Source organism: Paenibacillus septentrionalis (assembly GCF_042659865.1).
In the GTDB taxonomy this organism is placed as follows: Bacteria; Bacillota; Bacilli; order Paenibacillales; family Paenibacillaceae; genus Pristimantibacillus; species Pristimantibacillus septentrionalis.
Genome location: NZ_JBHSTE010000007.1, coordinates 1 through 23,206 on the forward strand (window position 1 = coordinate 1; position 23,206 = coordinate 23,206).

Annotated in this window: 16 protein-coding genes; 2 read left to right on the top strand and 14 right to left on the bottom strand. The window is 44.7% G+C overall.

The genetic code is table 11. The annotated features are described in order from the left end of the window. Positions 1 to 384: 384 nt before the first annotated feature. From ACFP56_RS18335 to ACFP56_RS18360, 6 genes are all read right to left on the bottom strand, one after another. Positions 385 to 1,581: a sugar ABC transporter permease gene (locus ACFP56_RS18335; protein ID WP_379237289.1), complete on the bottom strand. Its 1,197-nt coding sequence runs from the start codon at positions 1,579 to 1,581 to the stop codon at positions 385 to 387. Beyond that, positions 1,578 to 3,080: a xylose ABC transporter ATP-binding protein gene (locus ACFP56_RS18340; RefSeq protein WP_379237772.1), complete on the bottom strand. Its 1,503-nt coding sequence runs from the start codon at positions 3,078 to 3,080 to the stop codon at positions 1,578 to 1,580. The genes ACFP56_RS18335 and ACFP56_RS18340 overlap by 4 nt, the downstream gene beginning before the upstream one ends. Positions 3,081 to 3,143: 63 nt before the next feature. After that, positions 3,144 to 4,211 (bottom strand): D-xylose ABC transporter substrate-binding protein, encoded by a 1,068-nt coding sequence (gene xylF, locus ACFP56_RS18345; RefSeq protein ID WP_379237291.1) that lies wholly within the window; start codon positions 4,209 to 4,211, stop codon positions 3,144 to 3,146. Positions 4,212 to 4,313: 102 nt separating this feature from the next. Beyond that, positions 4,314 to 5,864: a response regulator gene (locus ACFP56_RS18350; RefSeq protein ID WP_379237293.1), complete on the bottom strand. Its 1,551-nt coding sequence runs from the start codon at positions 5,862 to 5,864 to the stop codon at positions 4,314 to 4,316. Next, positions 5,842 to 7,317, bottom strand: a complete 1,476-nt coding sequence (locus ACFP56_RS18355; protein ID WP_379237295.1) for a sensor histidine kinase — start codon at positions 7,315 to 7,317, stop codon at positions 5,842 to 5,844. The genes ACFP56_RS18350 and ACFP56_RS18355 overlap by 23 nt, the downstream gene beginning before the upstream one ends. 1 nt (position 7,318) lies before the next feature. Continuing rightward, on the bottom strand, positions 7,319 to 8,308 hold the full coding sequence (locus ACFP56_RS18360) for a substrate-binding domain-containing protein (protein WP_379237297.1): 990 nt from the start codon (positions 8,306 to 8,308) through the stop codon (positions 7,319 to 7,321). Between the two features lie 243 nt (positions 8,309 to 8,551). Here ACFP56_RS18360 and glsA point away from each other — a divergent pair, with 243 nt between their 5' ends. Beyond that, on the top strand, positions 8,552 to 9,517 hold the full coding sequence (gene glsA / locus ACFP56_RS18365) for a glutaminase A (RefSeq protein ID WP_379237299.1): 966 nt from the start codon (positions 8,552 to 8,554) through the stop codon (positions 9,515 to 9,517). Positions 9,518 to 9,625: 108 nt separating this feature from the next. Here glsA and ACFP56_RS18370 read toward each other — a convergent pair whose 3' ends face one another. The 5 genes from ACFP56_RS18370 to ACFP56_RS18390 form a co-directional block, all read right to left on the bottom strand. After that, positions 9,626 to 10,072 (bottom strand): hypothetical protein, encoded by a 447-nt coding sequence (locus tag ACFP56_RS18370; protein WP_379237301.1) that lies wholly within the window; start codon positions 10,070 to 10,072, stop codon positions 9,626 to 9,628. Positions 10,073 to 10,098: 26 nt separating this feature from the next. Further along, positions 10,099 to 11,964: an ABC transporter ATP-binding protein gene (locus tag ACFP56_RS18375; RefSeq protein WP_379237774.1), complete on the bottom strand. Its 1,866-nt coding sequence runs from the start codon at positions 11,962 to 11,964 to the stop codon at positions 10,099 to 10,101. 23 nt (positions 11,965 to 11,987) lie between these two features. Further along, the gene (locus tag ACFP56_RS18380; protein WP_379237303.1) at positions 11,988 to 13,754 is read right to left on the bottom strand and encodes an ABC transporter ATP-binding protein; all 1,767 of its coding nucleotides are present in this window, start codon (positions 13,752 to 13,754) and stop codon (positions 11,988 to 11,990) included. 152 nt (positions 13,755 to 13,906) lie between these two features. After that, entirely contained in the window at positions 13,907 to 14,812 is a 906-nt protein-coding gene (locus ACFP56_RS18385) for an ArsR/SmtB family transcription factor (RefSeq protein WP_379237305.1), read from the bottom strand. A 91-nt stretch (positions 14,813 to 14,903) separates the two neighbouring features. Continuing rightward, positions 14,904 to 16,277 (bottom strand): M14 family zinc carboxypeptidase, encoded by a 1,374-nt coding sequence (locus ACFP56_RS18390; protein WP_379237307.1) that lies wholly within the window; start codon positions 16,275 to 16,277, stop codon positions 14,904 to 14,906. Between the two features lie 218 nt (positions 16,278 to 16,495). On the opposite strand from ACFP56_RS18390, the gene ACFP56_RS18395 reads away from it, so the two are divergent. Beyond that, entirely contained in the window at positions 16,496 to 19,876 is a 3,381-nt protein-coding gene (locus ACFP56_RS18395; RefSeq protein WP_379237309.1) for a choice-of-anchor I family protein, read from the top strand. Positions 19,877 to 19,953: 77 nt separating this feature from the next. Here ACFP56_RS18395 and ACFP56_RS18400 read toward each other — a convergent pair whose 3' ends face one another. The 3 genes from ACFP56_RS18400 to ACFP56_RS18410 form a co-directional block, all read right to left on the bottom strand. Next, positions 19,954 to 20,550 (bottom strand): hypothetical protein, encoded by a 597-nt coding sequence (locus ACFP56_RS18400; protein ID WP_379237312.1) that lies wholly within the window; start codon positions 20,548 to 20,550, stop codon positions 19,954 to 19,956. A 102-nt stretch (positions 20,551 to 20,652) separates the two neighbouring features. Continuing rightward, positions 20,653 to 21,510: a glycoside hydrolase family 43 protein gene (locus tag ACFP56_RS18405; protein WP_379237314.1), complete on the bottom strand. Its 858-nt coding sequence runs from the start codon at positions 21,508 to 21,510 to the stop codon at positions 20,653 to 20,655. A gap of 28 nt (positions 21,511 to 21,538) precedes the next feature. Next, complete coding sequence (locus ACFP56_RS18410; protein ID WP_379237316.1) at positions 21,539 to 23,191, bottom strand: MGH1-like glycoside hydrolase domain-containing protein; 1,653 nt, start codon at positions 23,189 to 23,191, stop codon at positions 21,539 to 21,541. Positions 23,192 to 23,206 lie beyond the last annotated feature (15 nt).

Genomic DNA, 23,206 nt, shown 5'->3' on the forward strand with positions numbered 1-23,206 from the left:
CCCAACGGGGTTGAATGATTGATGGCAGTTCTTACTCGTTGTTCAGTTTTCAAGGAACAATGCCGTTCGTATCACTTTGTAACGCGAACGTTTTGTTTCGTGTGTCTCTCGCAATCTCTCGCGGCGACAACGAAATATATCTTATCACATTCATTCGTTCGATGCAAGCTTTTTTTTCAAAGTTTTTTTCGTTGTTATCGATCATAACTTCGATCATTTAGCTTGTCCCGCCAGCCCGTTTTCTCGGCCGGAATTAGATAATAACATAGATAATCACTGTTTGACAACCCCTTTATCAAAAAAAGTTTTCCCACACCACTTAACCTCTTGTTAAAGACCGTATATAGCTTAGCCTTACACACAAAACAAAACAAAGCCGCTTAATCAAGCAGCTTTGTTTTTACGATTTCTCGTATAAATATCAACGTATACGGCAAGTACGAGAATACTTCCTTTAACGATGTATTGCCAGAACGACTCCATATTCATTAAGCTCATTCCGTTATCAAGACTACTCATCACTAATGCGCCTATTAATGCCCCCATTATTGAGCCAGCTCCACCAATTAAGCTGGTGCCGCCTATAACACAAGCAGCAATAGCGTCAAGTTCATAGTTTTGACCTGCTGTCATCGTAGCTGCATTTAGCCTTGCAGTTAATACAAGTGCAGCAATAGCTGCCAGTGTGTTGCAAAGTACAAATACAAGCATGACACGACGCTTTATATTTATTCCAGACAATCTTGCCGCTTCCGGATTACCTCCAATTGCATAAACCTGTCTGCCAAACGTCGTATTTTTTGTGATAAACGTAAATATCAATGCAAGTACAACTACCATAAGAAAAGGCACTGGTATCCCTTTGTAGCTGTTCATTACTGCAACAAAGCCAAGTACAAGCACCCCAATTGTAATAACACGAAGGATGCTAAGCGGCATAGGCTCAACCGCAAATCCATACTGCTTACGAGATGCGCGCTTTCGGAAAACAAGCGCTGCAGCAATGAAAAGACCAATGATTCCTAAAATCCAGCCAATAAGATCAGTCGTGTAGGACTGCCCGATCGACTTTAGACCTGGAGACAACGGTGCGACGGTGACACTCCCAGTTGTACCAAAAAGCAGCCCGCGGAATACGAGCATGCCTCCCAACGTTACAATAAAGGCGGGAACTGCTTTATAAGCAATAATCCAGCCTTGAAGTACACCAATGCCTGCACCAATTGCAATGGCAACAATAATAACAGGCAGTGCAGGCCAATCATACCAAACGTTCAACATTGCAATAACGCCGCCGATGAATCCAACCAGCGAGCCAACCGACAGGTCAATATGACCCGCTACAATAACCAGCACCATACCAATTGCCAAAATAGACGTTACCGACATTTGTAAAAATAAATTCGATAAATTCGTTGGGGACAAAAAGCGCTCATGCAGCAAAGAAAACAATACCCATATCGCAATTAACGCACCAATCATCGTGTAGGCACGCGCATCGAATTTCAGCCAGTTCAGCCAGTTTCCTCTTTGTGGTGTCGGTTGCTCGGTTTCAATTTGTGTTGCTGGATTGCTCCTCATCCCGCTCTCCCTCCAGTCGCAGCGGTCATGATCACTTCCTGTGATGCTTGTTTCGCTTCAAATTCTCCCATATGTCTTCCTTCCGAAATTACCATAATGCGATGGCTCACACCGAGCAGCTCCGGCAGCTCTGACGAAACCATAATAATGGCAACCCCTTGCTGAATTAGCTCATTCATAATCATATAGATTTCGTATTTGGCACCAACATCTATGCCGCGAGTCGGTTCATCTAGAATCAAAAGCTTAGGCTTTGTCATTAGCCACTTGCCAATAACGACCTTCTGCTGATTGCCGCCGCTAAGCGTACCGACAATCGTTTCTACAGAATTGGCCTTAATACGCAACGACCTTATATATTCATTGCCAAAGTGGATCTCTTGATTAGGGTTGATGACACCGCCTGCCGAAATTTCCTTCAAGCTCGACAATGTAATGTTCGTTTTCACATCCATACCGAGCACTAGTCCATATTTTTTTCGATCCTCAGACACAAGCGCAATACCATGCTTGATGGCTTGCTCTGTACTCGTAATTCGAACAGGCTGACCATCCATCTCGATCCTACCTGTCACTGCTCCAGGATAGGAACCAAACAAGCTCATTACGAGCTCTGTCCTGCCAGCTCCCATCAAGCCTGCAATGCCTAGAATTTCACCTTCTCGAACCTCAAAGGAAATGCTGTCAATGACCTTACGATCAAGATCTGGATGTATGACAGTATAATCCGTGGCCCTCAGCACCACTTTTCCAGGCTTTGCTTCAATTCGTGGAAATAACTCCTTTAACTCTCTACCTACCATTAAGGAAATGACCTTTTCTTCAGTAATGTCGCGAATGTCATACGTCCCAATTGTTTTTCCATCACGAAGCACCGTAACCGAATCAGCAATACTGAATACTTCCTTCAGCTTGTGTGAAATATATATACAAGTTACACCTCTTGCCTTGAACTCGCGAAGAATGGAAAGCAGAATGTCTACCTCCTGCTCCGTCAGAGCAGCAGTTGGTTCATCCAAAATAAGAAAGGTAGCATTTTTAGACAGCGCTTTCGCAATTTCGATTTGCTGCTGCTTGCCAATCCCTAATGTTCCAGTTCTTGTTTCGGGGCTCACATCTGTAAGCCCTACTTCATGCAGCCAACGCTCACTTTCCTTAAATACCTTTTCCCAATTAATAATGCCAAAGCGAGCGATTTCCTTGCCTAGAAATAAATTTTCTGCAATGGATAGATCCTTGGCAAGGGCCAATTCCTGATAGATAATCGCTATCCCTGCCAGCTCAGCATCCTTAATCCCAGAAAAGCGTTTGATTTCACCATTTATCACGATATCACCTTCATACGTTCCAGCTGGATAAAGTCCGCTCAGAACCTTCATTAAGGTCGATTTCCCTGCTCCGTTTTCTCCGCAAAGTGCATGAATCTCGCCTTTCTTAACGGTAAAGGTAACATCGTCCAACGCTTTAACGCCGGGAAATTGCTTCGTTATGCCGCGCATCTCCAATGCTGTTGTCAAGTGCCTTCACCTCACATTGTGTATCGTCGGGCCATTATTGAGCAATTATTGAGCATTTTTATAAACTTCTTCCTTGGAATGGAAGCCATCTGCAATAATCGTCTCATCAATGTTATCCTTCGTAACCGCAATAGGATCAAGCAAAATGGAAGGAACATCAATCTTCCCATTGTGTACCGTTTTATCAGCACCTACATCCTCATTTTTAGCCAGCTTAATCGCTAGCTCAGCCGCAGTTTCGGCCAGTGACTTGATTGGTTTGTATACGGTCATCGTTTGAGTACCTTCAATAATACGTTGTGCCGCAGCTAGCTCTGCATCCTGACCTGATACTGGTATTTTCCCAGCCAATCCTTGTGCTGTAAGAGCTTGAATAGCACCGCCAGCCGTTCCATCATTAGCCGCTATAACCGCATCTATTTCATTGTTGTTGGCTGTTAACGCATTTTCCATATTAGAAAGTGCAGCAGCAGGGCTCCAATCCTTCGACCATTGATCATACACGATCTGAATATCTCCGCTGTCAATATAAGGCTGAAGCACATTCATCGCGCCTTTTTTGAACAAATGTGCATTGTTGTCTGCTTCTGAACCGCCGATGTATACGTACTTTCCTTTAGGAGCATGCTCGACAATCGCAGCTGCCTGCATCTCACCGACCCGTTCGTTATCAAAAGATACGTATAAATCAACATCTGAATTTTTTATCAGGCGGTCATAGGCCAGTACCTTGATCCCTGCTTCATGCGCCTTCTCAACAATTGCTGCTGTCGCCTCTGCATTATGAGGCACAACAACCAGCACATCTACCCCTTGAGAGATGAGCGATTCTGCTTGAGCAATTTGCTTCGCATCATCACTGTTAGCCGCTAGAACCTCCACCGTAGCACCCAAATTTTCTGCTGCCGCCTTAAATAAATCTCTATCCTTTTGCCAGCGCTCTTCCTGCAGCGTGTCCAAGGAAAAGCCAATTTTAATGCTGCCTTCTTTATTTGAATTGCCTTTGTTGTCTGACCCTCCGTTTGTTCCGCCCCCATTACTACATGCCGATAAAATAAGAAGTACAGCAAATAACAGTGCAAAACCCTTAATGCCTTGCTTTCTCATCTTCATCTCTCCTCTATAAGGAAATATCATTGAATCTTCTTCAGATTATCATGGAACTATATGGATGAATCGAATGAAAAGCAGTAATCTCTTGCAATGTGCTGTAAATTATTGCTGTACACCGTGCAGCACTTTACGATACTCCTTAGGTGACATGCCACATACCTTTTTGAACACCTTGCTAAAATAATTGGGGTCATTAAAACCAACCTCATAGGCAATTTCTTTTAGGCTATATGTAGGCAGACCAATCAGCTTCTTCGCCTTTTCAATTCGACATTCTGTTAAAAAATCAATATACCCCATGCCGAAATGCTCCTTGAAAAGCTTACTTATATAGAACGGACTGAGTCCGATTTCTTTGGAAATGAGTTCAAGCGACAATTCACGATGAGCATTTTCAATAATAAATGTTTTAATGCTATGCATCAGATCGGGCTGCAGCTTGGCTCGATAACGCTCTGTATCCTGCTTCATTCGCAGCAGCATTCGCTCCGATTCAATACGCAGCTCGTTGTAGGAATGAATTTGAAAAGGATAAAACGGCAGTTCAGTTTCTACGCCAAATTCGCTCAAGCCATAAAACAACCCCCACATTCCTTCCAGCATGTGCTGCTGCGCTTGATGCACGCTCATGCCAGCGGCTTCAAATTGGTCAATCAACGTCATAATTGACCTAATTACATCTTCCCATTTGCCTAATCTAAGCTGATCAAGCATGTTCTTTTCATGCTGCTTGCTCCACAGCTTGACGAGCCCCTTATCCCCCATTGCAACGATATCTTCATAGTAACCTGCCTCCGAGCCAGCTGCCGCTGCAAGCAGTGCTTCCTGATAGGAATGCCGAACCTGCTCCAGGCTGCTTCGAGGATTGCCTACTCCAATACTGAATGATGTGGCATGAGTATGGAGATCAGCAACCGTCATAAGCTCACGAATAATACAGGCTGCTTGAGCGCGAAACGAACGATTATGCTCGAGAAATCCGATGATCGGCAAGCATCCTCCTGACATCGCACCGACCCAGCCATTGCCCATCGCTCTAAATTTCAGCTTTACTGCAGCATACAGCCGATCAGGCAGCTGATGGGCCTGGATTCTTATGACAAGAACGAATACGTCTTGATTCCAGCTGAAGGTTTCTCCCAGCAAGCTGATCATTTCATCCAGATGAACCTCATGGACATGATCGAACAACAGCTGCGTGACAATATCCGCTTCAACGACAGGCATAATTTTATGCCAATTTGAACGTACAGCCTCCTGCCGCTCGCGCTCCTGCTTCTCCTGCTTGATCTGTTCCAGCACTCGTCCAACCGTTGCCTGAATCTCCGCAATTTTGCTAGGCTTTAGAATATAATCCTTCACCCCAAGCTGAATAGCCTGTCTTGCGTATTCGAACGTATCATAAGCAGTCACCATAATATAACGAATATACGGATGCTGTGCCGATATAAGCTCAATTGCTTCCAGCCCATTCATAATCGGCATTTTAATATCCATAATAATCAAGTCAGGCTTGAAAACCGGTACAAGCTCAACCGCCGCTTTACCATGCTTGGCGAGCTCTACCGTTACCTCAGGAAAGCCGCGCTGAATGATCGCACGCATGCCCTCGCGCTCCAATTGCTCATCATCAACGATCAGAATATTCAGCATTCTGTTCTCCTCCTCCTTTATTACTTTTTGGCAGCATAAGCTTCACATTTGTGCCTTGACCTGGCTTGCTCTCGATCTGAATAATATTCTCCTGGCCATAAAATAGACGAAGACGCTTCACTACATTGCCAAAACCAATGCCTGTAGAATGTCCGTCCTGCAAACGCCCCTGCTCATTTCCATCAAGCAGCTGCTCAATTCGAGCTTCGCTCATTCCTATCCCTTCATCCTTAATCTCCACCAATACATATTCATGCTTATCTTGAATAACTAGCGATATCGTTCCGCCATGCTCAAGCGGTTCTACCGCATGTATCACAGCGTTTTCAATAATAGGCTGCAGAGTCAGGCCAGGAAGCTGAACGTACAGGCAAGTGTCATCAATGTCCTCAACGTACCTTAAACGATCCGTAAATCTAGCACGCTGAATCGTCATATATTCGCGCAAAATCTTCACTTCTTCATAAAGCGTTACAGGTCGATCAAGCCGCTTAAGACTGTAACGCAGCAATCTCGCAACACTTGCAATGAGATCGCTCGTCTCCTCCAGCCCTTCCAAATATACCTTTTTGGATAGCGTATCGAGTGTATTGAATAGAAAATGGGGGTGAATTTGACTTTGTAGGCTGAGCAGCTGACTCTCTTGGAGCAGCAGCTTATTCGTTTGCAGCTCTCGCTCCAGCTGCGCCTTGTGCTGCGCTTCTGAGAACAGATTATTAATGTTGATTCGCATGCGATCGAATGTTTTAGCTAGAAAAGAGATTTCGTCGCTTCCTTCAATATCAATAGCCGTATCAAATCTTCCCCGCGACAACTCCCTCGCTGCTTGCGTTAATCGGTAAATAGGTCTCGTTATGCTATGCGAGAACAGATAAGTAAACAAAAGAAGAATGCAAGTAATCATCGCAATCATTGTAATACCGAGCTTATTTAATAGACCTGACTGCTTAATCATGCCGCGATAAAACTGATCGTACGTTTTCAACTCGTTGTCAAAGAGGGTGAGTGTCATTTCAGAGATGTAGGTGGATAAGCGTGCTGCATCTGAAAAATCATTAAGCGCTTCTTCCTTATTATTTTCATTAAGGAAGCGTATGGAGCGATCCGTGGCGTTCATCAGACTGTCAATGAGGTTATAGTAGTTCGTAATAACGAATACATTACCTTCATTCTTCAGGCTTACAATGTTATGCATTGCTTCTTGCAGCAGTCCTCGATCGTATTCAAGTACGGTCATATTGTCAACAGTAGGTGATTGAATATAGTTGTTAAGCGATGTAACTAGTTCACGACTTAAGGTGCTTGCTTCATTCATTTGTAAATAGCGCTGCAAAATATCATTGTATTGATGCTGCATTTTTTGATTGTAGTAGGTTAAGGCGACCCAGATGACAACCATGCTGCATACTACGACCGCTATAAGGGTGTAGATCTTTTTTTGTATCGTATTCATCTTATCGGCCCTCCGCTTTCAACAGACGGATATTCGTGAAATAGCCATTCGTATCTACGGGAAACACTTCCCGCTTCAACCATTGAACCATTTTTTCCACACTGATATAGCCCATCTCTTCAGGGGATTGCCTAATCATGCCGCTTAATTTCCCTTCCTCCAGCAGCATAATGCTTTCAGAACTGTCATCGAAGGAATACAAGTGATAATCTTGAAGTCTTGCTCTTTTCGATATTTCCTGTACCATTGCACTCGTATGATTCGCAGTTATTGATACAAATGCATCAAGCTGAGGCTCGCGGTTCATAATATCGTTCGTGGCTGCAATTACTTCTTCTCGAGTGTTGCCAGCAGTAACAAGTAACGGCTCGATATGAGGCTCCTTGTTAAGCTCGCTAATAATACCTGCAAGTCTTTTCTTCTGGAAGTCCTCCTCCTGGTCGGATAGCATCAGCACGACCTTCGCTGAATGGCCGCTTCCAATATCCGCGCGCAGCTGTACACCAAGCAGTTGACCCGCACGCTCATGATCGGAGCCTATATACGTTCGCCGTAAGCTTTTATTGATCGGGACATCGTTGGCTATCGTAAAAATCGGAATGCCATTGCCTGCTGCCTTTATCGTCGTGAGCTTATTAAACTCATCATGATCCAGCCCCTGCACAATAATGCCATCTACCTTGGAGGCTATCGCGATTTCCATTTTTCGCAAGAAATCCACCTGATTGGTGCCATAGCTGCCCCAAACCGACAGCTCAACTTCAAAATCATTGGCAGCGGCTTGTGCTCCCTTTTCAACGTCATTCCAAAACGGAGTATCCAGTTCCCGCGTAATGAGCACGAGACGGTAGATTGGTGTTTGTTCATGATTGAATTCATCTGGTGCCAAAAGGTCGTACCGGAAAATTTGAATCAAGCTTGAAATCGTAAAGCCAAACAGCACCGTACTGCATATAAAAAGAATAACAATGATGCTTTTTCTTTTTCTCAAAGAAAGCTCTCCTCCCGTTAAAACGCTTACATAAATTGATGATGCTGAATAGCTGCCAAGTTCACTTTGGCAATATGATGCTCCAACGCCTTCAAACATTTTCTATATAATTACAATTATTGTAATAGATCTCTTATGCTTGTCAATGATAGTGGTATTGTTTTGTGAATCGTTCTCAAACTTCAGCACACATTTCGATATACAAAAACTTCATGCTACAATAAAAGAAAAATTCAAGAAAGGATGTTGCCTATGAATGCTTTACCCACACTTCACGAACGTCTTCCTCGTCTAACTGAGCACCTTGAGCAATGGATCATAGAAAGCAAGAAGCAATGTCAACATGGAAAGGTTGCATCCTATATACCAGAGCTTGCAAAAGGAAATGCCAAGGCACTTGGGATTCACTTTATTGATGCGCACGGCAATGAAACAAGTGCTGGCGATACGGATACCGTGTTCACGCTGCAAAGTATTTCTAAAGTATTCACCTTGCTTCTTGCACTTATGGATAATGGAGAGGAGCTTGTATTTAACAAGGTTGGTATGGAGCCAACTGGCGATAGCTTTAACTCAATGCTGAAGCTGGAGCTAGTTCAGCCCGGTATTCCCTTCAATCCGTTAATTAACGCTGGTGCGATTGCCATATCCTCGCTTATTCATGGCTCGTCGCAAAGTGATAAGCTGGAGCGCGTGCTGAGGTTTTTCCGCATGCTGACAGGCAATGAAAACTTACAATATAATGAGACGGTGTTTGAGTCCGAGCTGCAATCTGCTGATCTGAATCGCTCAATGGCTTACTTTTTAAAGGATAACGGTGTTCTGGAGCAGTCGGTTGATGATGTGCTGGATATATACTTCCATCATTGCTCAATTGATGCGACATGCAAGGATCTAGCTAGAATGGGATTAACGCTCGCTAATAATGGCTATGATCCCATCCAACAAAAACAACTCATACCTAAACGCTACGTACAAATCGCCAAATCCTTTATGGTAACTTGCGGCATGTACAATGCGTCAGGCCAGTTTGCGATTCAAGTCGGCCTGCCTGCGAAAAGTGGTGTGTCAGGCGGCATATTGACCTTGATTCCCGGCACAATTGGCATTGGCGTTATTGGACCAGCCTTGAATAGCAAAGGAAACAGTATTGCAGGGGTGAATTTGCTGGAAAAGCTGTCCCAGCACTATGATTTAAGCATGTTTTAGAACGATCACACTGACGTATACTAGACTCTTCTCATATCAAAAACGGACGACTAGCATGCCGCTAGTCGTCCGTTGTCGTATGATATAATAGCCGTTTGATATATTAAGCTATTCCAATATAAGGGCCGTAATTTCGTCTATCATCTCTTGTGCCTTCTTATCTTTCCAATACCCCAGGCGATACACCGTGCCATTAATAAGTATTTCACCTGAGCCAAGATTCGAAATTGTGTTAGCTCCAGATCGTATATACAAGGAATCTCCTTTACCACTTATACTACTGTCACCGAAAAAGGTTCGCAAGCTACGGTGATACGTATAGCTGCTTATTACCTGTACGATTTCATCAAATTGTTCAGTATCAGGCTGAAGCTCTACATCCGTGTATTTCTTTCCACTAATAGTTCCACGTTCAGTAAATTGCCACCCTCCATGTTGAATATATAATTCCTCGTTTTCAGCAATTACATCGGAAAGTGATAACGGCCAATATAGGAATACACAACTAAAGAAAACTAACAACGAAATAAGGCTAACAAGTATTTTCTTTACCATCGAACCCTCCTAGTAAATGATCACACTTATGCCTCAAGCATTTGCTGGCCTAATACTAGCTTACGATAAAGACCTTCCTGCTTAGACAGCTGCTCGTGAGAGCCGATCTGACTGATCTTCCCCTTTTCGAGCACGATGATTTTATCGGCCTGCGTAATCGTATTGAGGCGATGGGCAATAACAAAGGAGGTTCTGCCATGCATAAGACGCTCCAACGCTTCTTGAATTTTAATTTCTGTTACGGTGTCAATACTACTCGTAGCTTCATCAAGGATTAATATCGCAGGATCGGCAATTAATGCTCTCGCGATTGCAATCAGCTGTTTTTGCCCTTGGCTGATTCCTCCACCGCCAAGTTTCAGCTCAGTATGATAGCCGTCCTTCAATCGCATAATAAACGAGTGAGCATTGGCAAGTCTGGCAGCCTCGTACACTTCATCATCTGTTGCTTCCAGTCGTCCATAACGAATATTATCCATGATCGAGCCCTCAAATAAAAACGGGTCCTGCAGTACAAATGCCATCTGTGCGCGCAAACTTTCACGCGTATAATCAGCGATATTTCGACCATCGATTCGGATTATACCGCTTGTCGGTTCATAGAAACGAGACAATAAGGAAATCAGCGTCGTTTTTCCCGCTCCAGTCGGACCAACAAAGGCAACCATCTCCCCTGCCTTGACCTCAAAGCTCGCTTGATGAATAATCGATTGGCCTTGCTCATATTGAAAGTCAACCTTCTCAAAGCTAACATCGCCAACAACAGATTTCAACTGCTTGGCATCCTTCTCATCTTGCACTTCAAGCGGCTCATCTAAAATTTGAAAGACGCGCTCAGCACCTGCAATCGCAGAGAGCAGCGTATTCCATTGATTCGCCAAATCATTAAGCGGACGGGTAAATTGACGAGAATACTCAGCAAATATAATAATAATTCCGACCGTAACGGCATCCGTCCAAATTGTAAGCAGAGCGCCGACCCCTACAATCATCGCAAAGCTTAAAGAGTTGAGTCCATTCATCAGCTTCGGGATAAAGCCTGATATTGCCTGAGCCCAGTAGCTGGACAAGCGAATTTTTTCATTGCGCTGTGTGAAGCCCTCGATAACTTCCTGTTCCTGAGCAAACGCTTTAATAATTTTCTGACCAGACAGCGTTTCTTCCACAAAGCCATTTAGAGAGCCTAAGCTTTTTTGCTGCATGCGAAACAGTCGACTTGTACGGCTCGAGATCCACTTCATTCCTAAAAACATTAACGGAATCACCATAAAGGTAAGCAGAGTCAGTATTGGGCTTAGACTTAGCATGACCACCACAATTCCTACAAGCGTTAACGTACTGGAGCAAATTTGAATAAATGAGCTGTTCATAGAAGCACTAATATTTTCGATATCGTTGCTGGCACGACTCATAAGATCACCTTGCTGACGCTTCGTAAAAAACGAAATTGGCAGCCTGTGAAACTGCGCAAATAAATCGGTACGCATTTTATACACCGTCTGCTGGGAAACTTGAATCATCCATATGTTTTGCAGCCAGGTTGAAAGTGCTTGACCTCCATAGACAATTGCTGTCAGCAGGAGCATGGCCATTAGTCCGTCCTTGGCATCCATAATATAATGATCGATCATATGTCCGATCATAAAAGGCCCGAGCAGAGACAAGCCTGTCGCAATGACGATCATGATAAGCACAGCAATTAAACGTCCACGATATGCGGTGAGATAGTTCCATATTCGTTTCAGTGTAGCTACGATTTGATCAGGACGCTTGACGCGTTCTGGCGCGCGACCTGGCGCTCCCCCTAATCCAAAGCCTTTTGGCTTTTCAGATCGGTCAAGCTCCTCCTTGGGCAGAAACTCATTCGGCTTTTCATAATAAAACGGCAGCATAACAAATTGCTTTAATCGCTGCATCAAGGTGCGGTCAGTTCGCGCTGTTTGTTGCTCATCCACTGTGCTTCACGCTCCTTTCCCCATTGCGACTGCACGATTTTTCGATAGAGCGAAGCATGCACCATGAGCTCATCATGAGATCCTTGCTTGATCACTCTTCCTTCATCTATAAGCAGAATTGAATCTGCTCTTACCGTCGTACTCATTTTTTGCGTAACAAGCAGCACCGTACATTGAAGCTGACCGATTGCATCCAGCAATCTGCGTTCTGTCTCTGCATCAAGCGCGCTCGTACAATCATCCAGCAGAAGAATAGATGGCTTGCGCACTAATGCACGCGCAATGCTAACACGCTGCTTTTGACCGCCCGACAAATTCACACCTTTTTGTCCGATCATTGTTTCATAACCTTGCGGCAGATCCATAATCGCCTCGTGAATTTGCGCCAGCTTGGCAGCTTCAATCACTTCATCCATTGTTGCTTCGAGCTTGCCCCAACGAATATTGTCAGCTACTGTACCTGTAAACAGCATTATTTCTTGCGGCACATAACCGATATTCATTCTTAACTGGTGGAGCGGATAGCTTTCTACTGGTTTATGATCAATGGTAATGACACCAACATCCGCATTGTACATTCGCGGTATAAGCTGCAATAGGCTTGATTTGCCTGAACCGGTCGCTCCCATAATCGCCATCATGCTTCCTGCCTTTACATGAAAGGAAATATCCGAAAGCGTATCCATATTTGATTCTGGGTAAGTAAAACCAACACCAGAAAAGCAAATATCTCCTTCGATATGTAGCTCTTCTTCCGGTTGCTCGGCATGATCCTGTTCCTGATCAGCCGTTTCAAACACTTCATCTACCCTTTGCATTGATGCTGATGCTCTGGCAACTGTATTAACAATCATCGCAATCATAGACAAGGCGCCCGTTATTCGCATTGCGTAGTTAACAATCGCCACAATTTCACCAACGGATACATTTGATCCGTTATTCAATAGATCGCGTGCTGCCCATAGCATCAATAAAATACAACCGTTAATTAATAAAAGCACCACTGGACTGGATAGCTCTGCCAGCACCATCGTTGCAACAGTCCGTGAACGCAGCTCGTTATTTTTATGTTGAAACTGGCTATTTTCATGACTCATTCGACCAAATACCCGAACTAGCCGCACACTCATCAAGCTTTGCTGCATCACCTTATTCACTTGATCAAGCATTTGCTGAACACGTCGGAATAAGCGATTGTTCCGAACCATAAGCCAGCCTAAGAATACAGCCAAAATCGGAAAAGCAATAACGAGATATAGCGCCAGTTGAACATTCAGCGCAAGCGCCATAATTAAGCTGCAAATAACAAGCAGCGGCGCGCGCAGCATAATGCGCATCCCCATAAATACAGCATTCTGCACCTGATTGACATCATTGCCGATACGCGTAAGAAGTGAAGCCTCTTGAAATTTGCCAAATGTATTCGTACTCATTTTCTGAATGGAGTCATACAGCTTCTGCCTAAGATCAAACCCAAAGTTCTGGCTTGCATAAGCGGAATAAAACGAGCTTAATATACCGACGCCAAATGCCAGCACTGTCGTACCGAGCAGTAAGCCCCCCCATACAAAAATACTGTTTGTCTGCCCTGCTATAATGCCCTCATCAATAACCTTGGACATCATAAATGGCTGTGCTACCTCAACGGCAAGCTCAATCAACATTAAACTGATCGCAAACAAAACGTAGCCTTTATATTTTGCTAAAAACCGTGAAAATGTCCGCAACAGCTCTCCCTCCTTCTATTGCTATTATAAGTCAAAACACGATGAAACTTGAATCTTTTTTTATATTTCTAAATATCTTAATATTAAAGTTTGTAATGAACAAAAAAGCGTGGAAAAGCAACCTCGATGCAATCCCCACGCTTGTCTTCTAACTATTCATAATAGGTACGAAACGAAATATCTCGGCTGTAGTTGCCAAAGCCTTTACCGAACAAGGTTAGCCCGCCAACATGCTGGGCTTCCTCCTTCACACCAAGTCTAAAGCTCCATACATGCTGATTCACATTAAGCTGCTGCAGGCTTACCTCGGAAATTTTCTGGCCGTCAATCCAGCTTCCCGTCTCATCCACGCGCAAAACCTTCAATAATCCGTATTGATTAACAGGGTCACCCCACCAGGAAGGAGAAAATCTGCCGCGCTCTTCCCCAAAATCACCAGGGCTAGTCCATATTCCTAACTCGGAATCATTAAGTTGAAAGAAAATATCAGACGGCCAGTTTTCATTGTAGCCTGGCGCCTCAGAGCCTAGCTCAAGCGATATTTCAATGGCAATAATCTTCTGCGAGGGAAGCAAATAATTCGGCACCTTATACTCGAGATAACCATGTCCCAGCCACAGTATGCCTGCATTGACCCGTTCAGGCGTGTAAAAATATCTCGGATCATCAAACTGCCCGATCACTCTCTCAGGTGTTGCTAGACCACAGGTAGGATGAATCTCAAATTCAGTATAATGCCCGATCGGAATCGTAACCTCGTGACATTTATAAGAGGAAGTAGTCTGGAATGGAAGCTCAATATGAATATCATGAACGGCAAGGGAACACATCTTATGAGTTCCGCCTTCTTTGCGTACCATCTTGGTAGCTACTAGCCCAGCTTTCTCCAGCTTCTTTACATGCATCGTAACAATCGCGCTGCTCAGCTTCAAGGCTGCAGCAAGCTGCTTGACGTTCATGGACTCGCTGGAAAGCAACCTGATCATTTCCAATCGAACCTCGCTTGCCAACGCTTCATAAAGAGGTAGCCACTTTTTATCTGTATTCGCCTCAATCATTGCCCATTATCCTTCCTAATCTAAATAAGCTGCGCTTACACTAGGTTCATCGTACATAAAAGCAGCTAACTTGTAAATAGCTTGTAAATGACTATACTTGAATCCACATCTCGCCTAGCCATGTATTGACCTTAGCCCAGTTCAAGGTTTGTTTCAAAATGACAATGCGTTGCGGCGATATTTCCCCTACCTTAGGCGCTCCTTCATTAGGAAAACGATAAAAAGCTGTTGCTTCTTTCAGTTCAATAGTAGTCTCTACTAGTGGCAGCTCCTCGTCAGGCAAATAAATATAGCGCTCGCCTGCCCACGTATCGATCAAAAACCAATGATCCCATTGCGCCTTTACTCTAATTGATTCCTGATTCAAACTGGTATAGGCGTAGCTTGTGCGGTTAGGCTGCTTGTACAGCTTCACTGGCTCTGTCAATTCAATCATACGCTCGACCTCGGTAAACTGCTGCTCCTGATCAGCTAACCATAGCTCATAGGCCGCCTTAGCTGCCCATACCATTACGTCACGATTGCGCCGCCATTCCTCCTCAAAGTGCTTTGTTGGCACAGGCGCCCCGCCATTGGAAGGCCCCATTTCCGGTGTGAACGCTGGTTTGCCGAATGTTTGAATAAACCAATCGGTATACCCTCCGCCAGAGGGATTCGCTACAGGCCTAACAAGTGAGTAGCCTGTTAATGAGGAAAGCTGTGTTGCAAGCTTACGGTCACGTTCAACATGCTGCGCAGGGGTATGAAAGTTCCAAAATATAATTCTTCCTGTAGAGTGATTCGATATGGCAAGCTGTGGGTTAATTTCATAGGTAAGCTTAAGGAGTGCTTGGTTCTCCTTTGTTTCCAGCGGCTTGCTTCCTTTATAGTTCATAGCGCTTGCTTTTGAGGCATTATTCATGATGTTTTTCCAGTCCGCAGGATATTGGCGATTAAGGTCAATGCCTTTAGCATTGGCTTTCCAGCTTTTGAAGTTCTCACTGCCTTTATTAAGAGCAAGCAGAGATGGATGCGCTTCCTTAGGAAACGCATCCAACCCCTTTTGTACGAGAGATACGCCATCTGGATTAACCATTGGCACAACCCATATCGTGACATGCTCTAGCAAATCAGCCAGATCGGACTCTTTGGCTTGTCGCAAAAGCAGGTCTTGAATCTGATTCATAACGATTGCTGTCGTGAAAAACTCACGCGCATGATGTGAAGCATTAATAAATAGCGCAGCGCTGCCTTTACCGATTTCTAGTGCATACAGCTCCCGCCCATATTCAGAGGTGCCAATGGTATGTAGCGTGACCAATTCTGGATAGGCTTTCTCTAAAGCTAGCAAATCTCGTTCCATCATTAAATATGTGTACTCTTTTTTCCCCTTAACAATATCCTCTGCCTTGGCACTTGCATTTGATGCTGCAAGCAGCCAAAGCCCTAAAACACATAACAGCACAAAAATAGAATTACGTCTCATCATCTTCTCCCAAATCTACTAGTAATATTTTCTATGAAATAAACAAATGAATAATAACATATTTTCATAGATTTAGGAGGAGATTGCGATTATTTTTGTACAAATTCTATCCTACGCATATACGCGATCTTTATAATTCCTTAATAATACGCTAACAATAGGCTGACAAAGGATCACTATAGTTAGTACGAAACCTATTATACGAAGGAGGTACATTCATGAACTTGAAAAAAGGATTAATCGCGATTGGAGTGTCACTCGCATTGCTGACAGGACAAGCATCAATCGCACCGATCCAGGCAGCGGACACTTCTGCACCTTGGCTCGCTTTTGCTGGGCAAGGCAGTCTGGAGGCAAAGCTCATTGCACGCTATACTAGCGGTGCGCCATTTGAAGCCGGCGGTACAGAGATTATTGCGTACGACCCGCTCCATAAGCAGATATATTCCGTAAATGGTGCGGAAAAGGCATTGGATATTGTTTCAATGGAGCTGCTGTCTAGTGATTCCAAGTCCCTCAAAAATTTGTCACTAACGAAGCGCATCTCTTTGGAGCAGCTAAGCAACAATCAGCTGGCTCTAAGTGACATCACAAGCGTTGCGATTCACCCATCCAATCAATATGTTGCAGTTGCAGCACCTGCTGATCCTGTAACCGATGCCGGATATGTTGTGTTTATTTCTCACGACGGAACGTACCTCAACCATGTACAGGTCGGCTCGCTGCCAGATATGGTGACATTCACGCCTAACGGCAAGCTAGCACTTGTTGCCAATGAGGGAGAACCGAATGCCGAATACACAGTTGATCCAGCCGGTTCTGTCAGCATGATCGATGTTTCTAATGGTGTACAGGCTCTGACAGATAATCACATTACAACTGCTGGCCTTGATAAGCTGGATGCAGCAGGCATTCGTATCGTGAAGCCGGGCGCAAGCTTTAGTGAGGATGCAGAGCCTGAGTACATTGTCGTAACTGATGACAGCAGCAAAGCATACGTTGCGCTTCAGGAAAACAATGCGATTGCTGTGCTTGATCTGAACACGAAGCAATTCACAAATGTGTATGATCTTGGCGTGATCGACCATTCTATTCCTGGTTTTGCGCTTGATGCTTCGGACAAAGACGGTGTTGCCAGCTTGAAAAACTGGCCTGTTCTGGGCATGTTTATGCCGGACGGTATGAGCACGTATACAGCGAATGGCAAAACGTACATTCTAACAGCGAACGAGGGCGATGCGAAGGATTATGACGGCTTCTCCGAAGAAGCTCGTGTTGCCGATATTGCAAACCGCCTTTCTTTGAATGCTGATAATTACAAAGGCTTCACACAAGCGCAGCTGGATGCAATGACTGAAAGCTTTAGCGCACCTGATCAGCTTGGCCGCCTAAAAACAACGACAAGCGTACAGCTTAACCGCGAAGGCAAGCAGGAAGCGATCTACTCCTATGGTACGCGTTCCTTCTCGATCTGGGATGCTGATACGATGGAGCTAGTATTTGACAGTGGCGATCAATTCGAGCGCATTACGAAGCTTGCTAATCCTGCTGCGTTCAACACGGACAATTCCGAAAACAGCTTTGATACGCGTTCTGATGATAAAGGCGTCGAGCCTGAGTCCGTCGTTGTCGGTCAGGTTGGCAGTAAAAACTATGCATTTATCGGTCTAGAGCGTGCGGGCGGAATTATGACCTATGATCTATCCAACCCTGCAGCACCGATCTTTGACATTTATTTCTCTTCACGCAGCTATGATCTTAATGAGGAAGTCCCATCAGGCGATGTCGGTCCTGAAGGATTAACGTTTGTTAAAGCTAACGATAGCCCAACTGACAACGCGCTTCTATTAGTAGCCAATGAGCTTAGCGGCACAATCTCTGTCTATGAATTAACGGAATCTAACAAAACTCGCGTGCAAATCATTGCAACAAACGATATTCATTCACGCGTGTATGAGGATGGCGGTATGGGTTATGCCAAAATTGCTGCGATCGTTGAGCAATATCGCGGCATGAATCCAAATACAATTGTACTAGATGCTGGCGACACGCTGCATGGGCAAACCTATGCTACGCTTGTAGAAGGCTCTAGTATTGTTGAGATTATGAATGAAATCGGCTACGATGCCTTGACGACAGGCAATCACGATTTCAACTACGGCTATAAGCATTTGCTTGAGCTGGGTAAGCAAGCTGAATTTTCAATTCTTGCTTCCAATGTGAAGTACGCCGCTGATGGATCGCTTGTATTTGATTCATATATTACTAAAGAGCTAGCTGGAATCAAACTTGGTATTTTCGGAACGGCTACACCTGAGACGGTATACAAAACTCACCCAGCCAATGTTGAAGGCATTCTGTTCACTGATCCTGCCCAAGCTGCTCAAAGCATGGTAGATGAGCTGAAAGAGGAAGTCGATGTCATCATTAACCTTGCGCACCTTGGTACTGACGGTTCTTCACTAGAGGCTAACCGTTCTGACATATTGGCTCACGAGGTAAACGGTATTGATGTATTGATCGATGGTCACAGCCACGAGCTTATCAACCGTACAATCAACAATACGCTGCTTGTACAATATGGTGAGTATGGCGAGCAAGTCGGAATTATTACTCTTGTTTTTGAAGATGGCAAATTAATTAGCAAGGAATCGCATTATATTACTGCTGACGATGCTGCGACAATACCTGCTGAACCGAAGGTGCAAGCTCTAATTGAAAATACAACAAAGGCTCAGCAAACGATTCTGGATCAAGTTATCGGAAAAACGTCTGTGAAGCTTGATGGTGAGCGCGAAGTCGTGCGTACAGGCGAATCGAACCTTGGCAACCTAATTACAGATGCAATGATCGCTGCAACTGGTGCTGACGTTGCACTTACGAACGGAGGCGGAATCCGAGCTTCAATCAATGAAGGAGATATTACGAAGGGCGACGTTATTACTGTACTTCCTTTCGGTAACTTCATCGTAACGATCGAAGTAACGGGTCAAGAGCTTAAGGACGCACTTGAGGTTGGCGCAGCTGGTTACCCATCAGCTCATGGCGCATTCTCACATGTATCTGGCATCACCTACAAAATCGATCCAGAAGCTGCTGCTGGACAACGTGTTCATAGCGTACAAGTCAACGGCAAGGCGCTTGATCTTAAGAAATCCTATACGCTTGCAACCAACGATTTCCTGGCAGCTGGCGGCGACCAATATGCGATGCTTGCAGACAACATAATTATCAACAACGCTGGAACACTTGATGAAGAGCTAATTAAATTCATTCAAGCACAAGGCACTGTATCACCAAAGGTTGAGCAGCGTATTGTTGTAGAAGCGAAATCCGCGAGCGGAAATCAGTCTGCTCCAAGCAGCAATCAAAACTCTGCAACAAAACCAGCTCAAAATACTGGGAGCTCTAACACCACTGGAAGCAAGCCTAGCGAGCAAGTGGTGAAGTCTACGACGTATACGGTTAAAAAAGGCGACACGCTTACGAAAATTGCAAGACAGTACAAAACAACATGGCAGAAGCTTCAACAAGCTAACAATCTTAAAAACCCGCATTTGATCTTCCCGGGACAAAAACTGATTATCCCTGCCGTATAAGCCAACAGACTTATACAACAACAATCCCAGCAGCGTATCGCTGCTGGGATTTCTATGTTTATTATAAGAAAACGAGTTCACTCTACAACGAAATGAATAGCAGTGTTCATATTATATTGCTCTATTGGATCCGATCCGTTAATAACAAAACTCGCACGAGCCGTGATCGTATATCTGCCCTCAGGAAGCTGACCTTCCATTAGCGCTTTGGCAAATGCTTTCTTGTCGGCATCCTCTTGTCCTGAAAGGCCTCCACTAACGCTGTAATCATATCTAACTGGCTCCTCACGGTATAACGGAGTGACAACGTATGGCTCCTCCATCACGCCTTGCAGCTCAACATCTCGCGTATGCTCGATCAAGTTAAAACCAACCGGATACATCGCATGTCCGATCTCCTTTACCTCCTGCTCGCCATTATAGACAAGCTCAGCATATACCTGTAGCTGCTCATCGACTTGATAACGGAGCTTATTCGTAACAAGCTTCAGCGCAAAGTCTCCCTCTGATGTCGTCGTGCTCGGTACAAGCTGGTCATCTGAGAAGCCAGCTTGGTTTTTAGGTTGCTGTGCACCATTTGGTTGTTGGATTGGGCCAGAATTGCTGCCCGTTTCTCCACCGCCACATGCTGAAAGCAGCAACAGCACGATTACCCCTACAACTAACTTTTTCATACCTCACTCCCCCTTAGCTGTCTCGTTACATACTAGACGAAAGGAACGTGCATCATGTTGCTTTATATGGTGCAGCATTCACTTGAGGCAAACTAGGTCTGGTTAAAGGGTAACTGGAATAAAACGTGCGCGTTCATTTGGCGTTTTGTTCGGTCTATGAAGGGCAAGCATGCGCTGGCCTTCAAAGGTATTAAAAAGCATTGCGTGTCCTCCATCATCTGTGTAGACGGGCTCCTTCTGCTGAATCCATGGTCCCATCACCTTTCCGCTTGCAGAAATCGCGATCCCCTGAGCATAGCGCTGATTAATAAAGCTTGCCCACAGCAAGCATAGCTCGCCAGCTTTATTTTTGAACATAAACGAGCCATCCGTCACATAAATCTTCTCAAAGTCAAATCGTTCATGCTTGAATGGCGTAGGCCATTCTGCTTCAGAAGCTCTAAATAGAAGCTGCGGCTCAGATACTGCTTTTCTTAGGTCATCACTAAGCTGAATAATGCACACCTCTCCATCTCCTACCTGCTGCCACTCATGGCAAAACACCATCCAAGGCACTCCGTCATCATCAACATACAACGAACCGTCCAGACAGCACCACTCCTGCGGTGTAACGACCCCGTCGCTATGCAGCTTGAAAGGACCATACAAGGATTCACTTTTTAGCACAGCCGTTCCTAGCAGATCATTCTCGCGGCGCCGAAACGTCGCAAACATATAGAATGAGCCCTTATATTCATATACCTCGGGAGCCCAAAAGTTCTTATCCGCGAAGAAGCCCTCGTAATTGCGAAACACCTCGAACGGTCCTTCCCAATCCTCCAAATTCGAGCTTACATACATCTCGAAGCCTTTACCTTCCTGCCAAATGTTTTTATCGGTAGAGCCGTACATATAATATTTTTTCTCCTTAGGACGAGGCACGATAAATGGATCACGAATTTGAATGTCTGATAGCTTCATCTGAATTATCTCCTTTGTATCTCCTTAATTAATAGGTTGGTGTTACTACTCCTGATTGATAGATGCATTGCACATTCCCGTTATTCCACAGCCATTCCTCATTACCGCTAATTGCTACATGCACGGTCTGGCCGTCATATTGTACCTCTCCACGAATCGTTCCGTACTGCATGCCGATTAGGCTTGCAAGCTCACCCTGATTGTTTAACACAGCGCGCAAGCCTGCGGGGAATGTCATCATCAGTTCTTTATCTCGCCAAATTTCGCAGCGCTCCTGCTCATTAACAAACTCATAATGATGTCCGTTCACATGGCGACGATATACGAGGTTACCCGTGATTGACTCACCATGATCTGCATCATAGGGCAGGACGCCAGTAAACCAGATCGTCTGATCTCTTGTCGGCATGATGCCAGACATCCGTTCAACGAAATCAAGCACGCAGAGAATGGACGGGGAATATACCTCGGTAAAGCCTTCCGCTCCAGTCCATGGACTAAGCGTTTGCGAAAATCGCTTAAATCGCGTCATCGCTGCGACAATTGGCTGAATGGTCCAGAGCTGCTCCACAAAGCGTTTATGATGCTCAAAAGCATGTGCTGCTCGAATAATCGCTAAAAAGTTGGTAGGTCCAGCCCAGCTGTTATAGCTTGTGTTTGGATCGAAGCGAGGGTCATCAAGAGCAATGGATGGGAATGGATATTTGGCGAAAAATTTGCGTGTATTCAATAAATATTTGCTTAGTATTCTGGCGAACATCTCATCATCGGCAACCTCGCATGCAAGCACACGAAGCAGCACATCAGATTGAATGCGTACAAACTGACCTTGACGATCTACGTCATAGAAGAAATCATCGGTTTTGTCAAAGCAATGTGTAAATAGAGCCTGTCTCGTCTGCTCTGCCTTAACACGCCAAACTTCCGCTTCCTCATGCTTGCCCAGCTCTTTTGCAATATTGGCCAAATATTTGCGCTGACAGTATACATTTGCTGTCAGATCGGGTGCTAGAAATGGAACAAGCGGAGAATGCGGATTACATTTTGCTGCGTCATTTAGATGCGGCGTATCTGCGACATGCCAAAAACGAGGCGATAGATCATGCCCAGTATCAAATGTGCTGAACGCCTCGATGCAGCCCGTTTGCCTAGTATTCCGATAGGTCATTAACCATTCATCATACTTTGCCATTGCTGCATACATCGTAGACAAAAAATGTTCGCTCCCGCCATTCAATTTATAATGATGCCATACGCAGCGCGCCAGCGGTGTGACAAGCTGAATTTGCCGATAATACGCACCATCCGCTGTTATTTTATAAGGTATTAATCCGTCTTCTCGTTGAAATTTGGCAAATCCCAGGTAGGTCTCCTCTGCAACCACTGGCAGAAATCTAGCCAAAAGCTCCGTGTTGATCGTGCCTGTGCTCTCAAGCCAGCAGCCATAGTAGATACCACCCTCATGTAAAATGGGATTAGCTGTTAGCGTAGGTTTAATACAATCCAGCAGCTTGGTAACAGCCTGCTTGTAAACATCGGTCAACGCTGTCGATTCCGCAGTAAAATATACATCGCCATTCTGCTTCCACTGCTTTAACAGAGGTGCATCCTTCTGCTCATTCGCTGGCTCTATATGTGCAGTAATATCAATGTGTTGAAGCTGCTCTCGTAATGGGTGCATGCTCTTCCCCTCCAA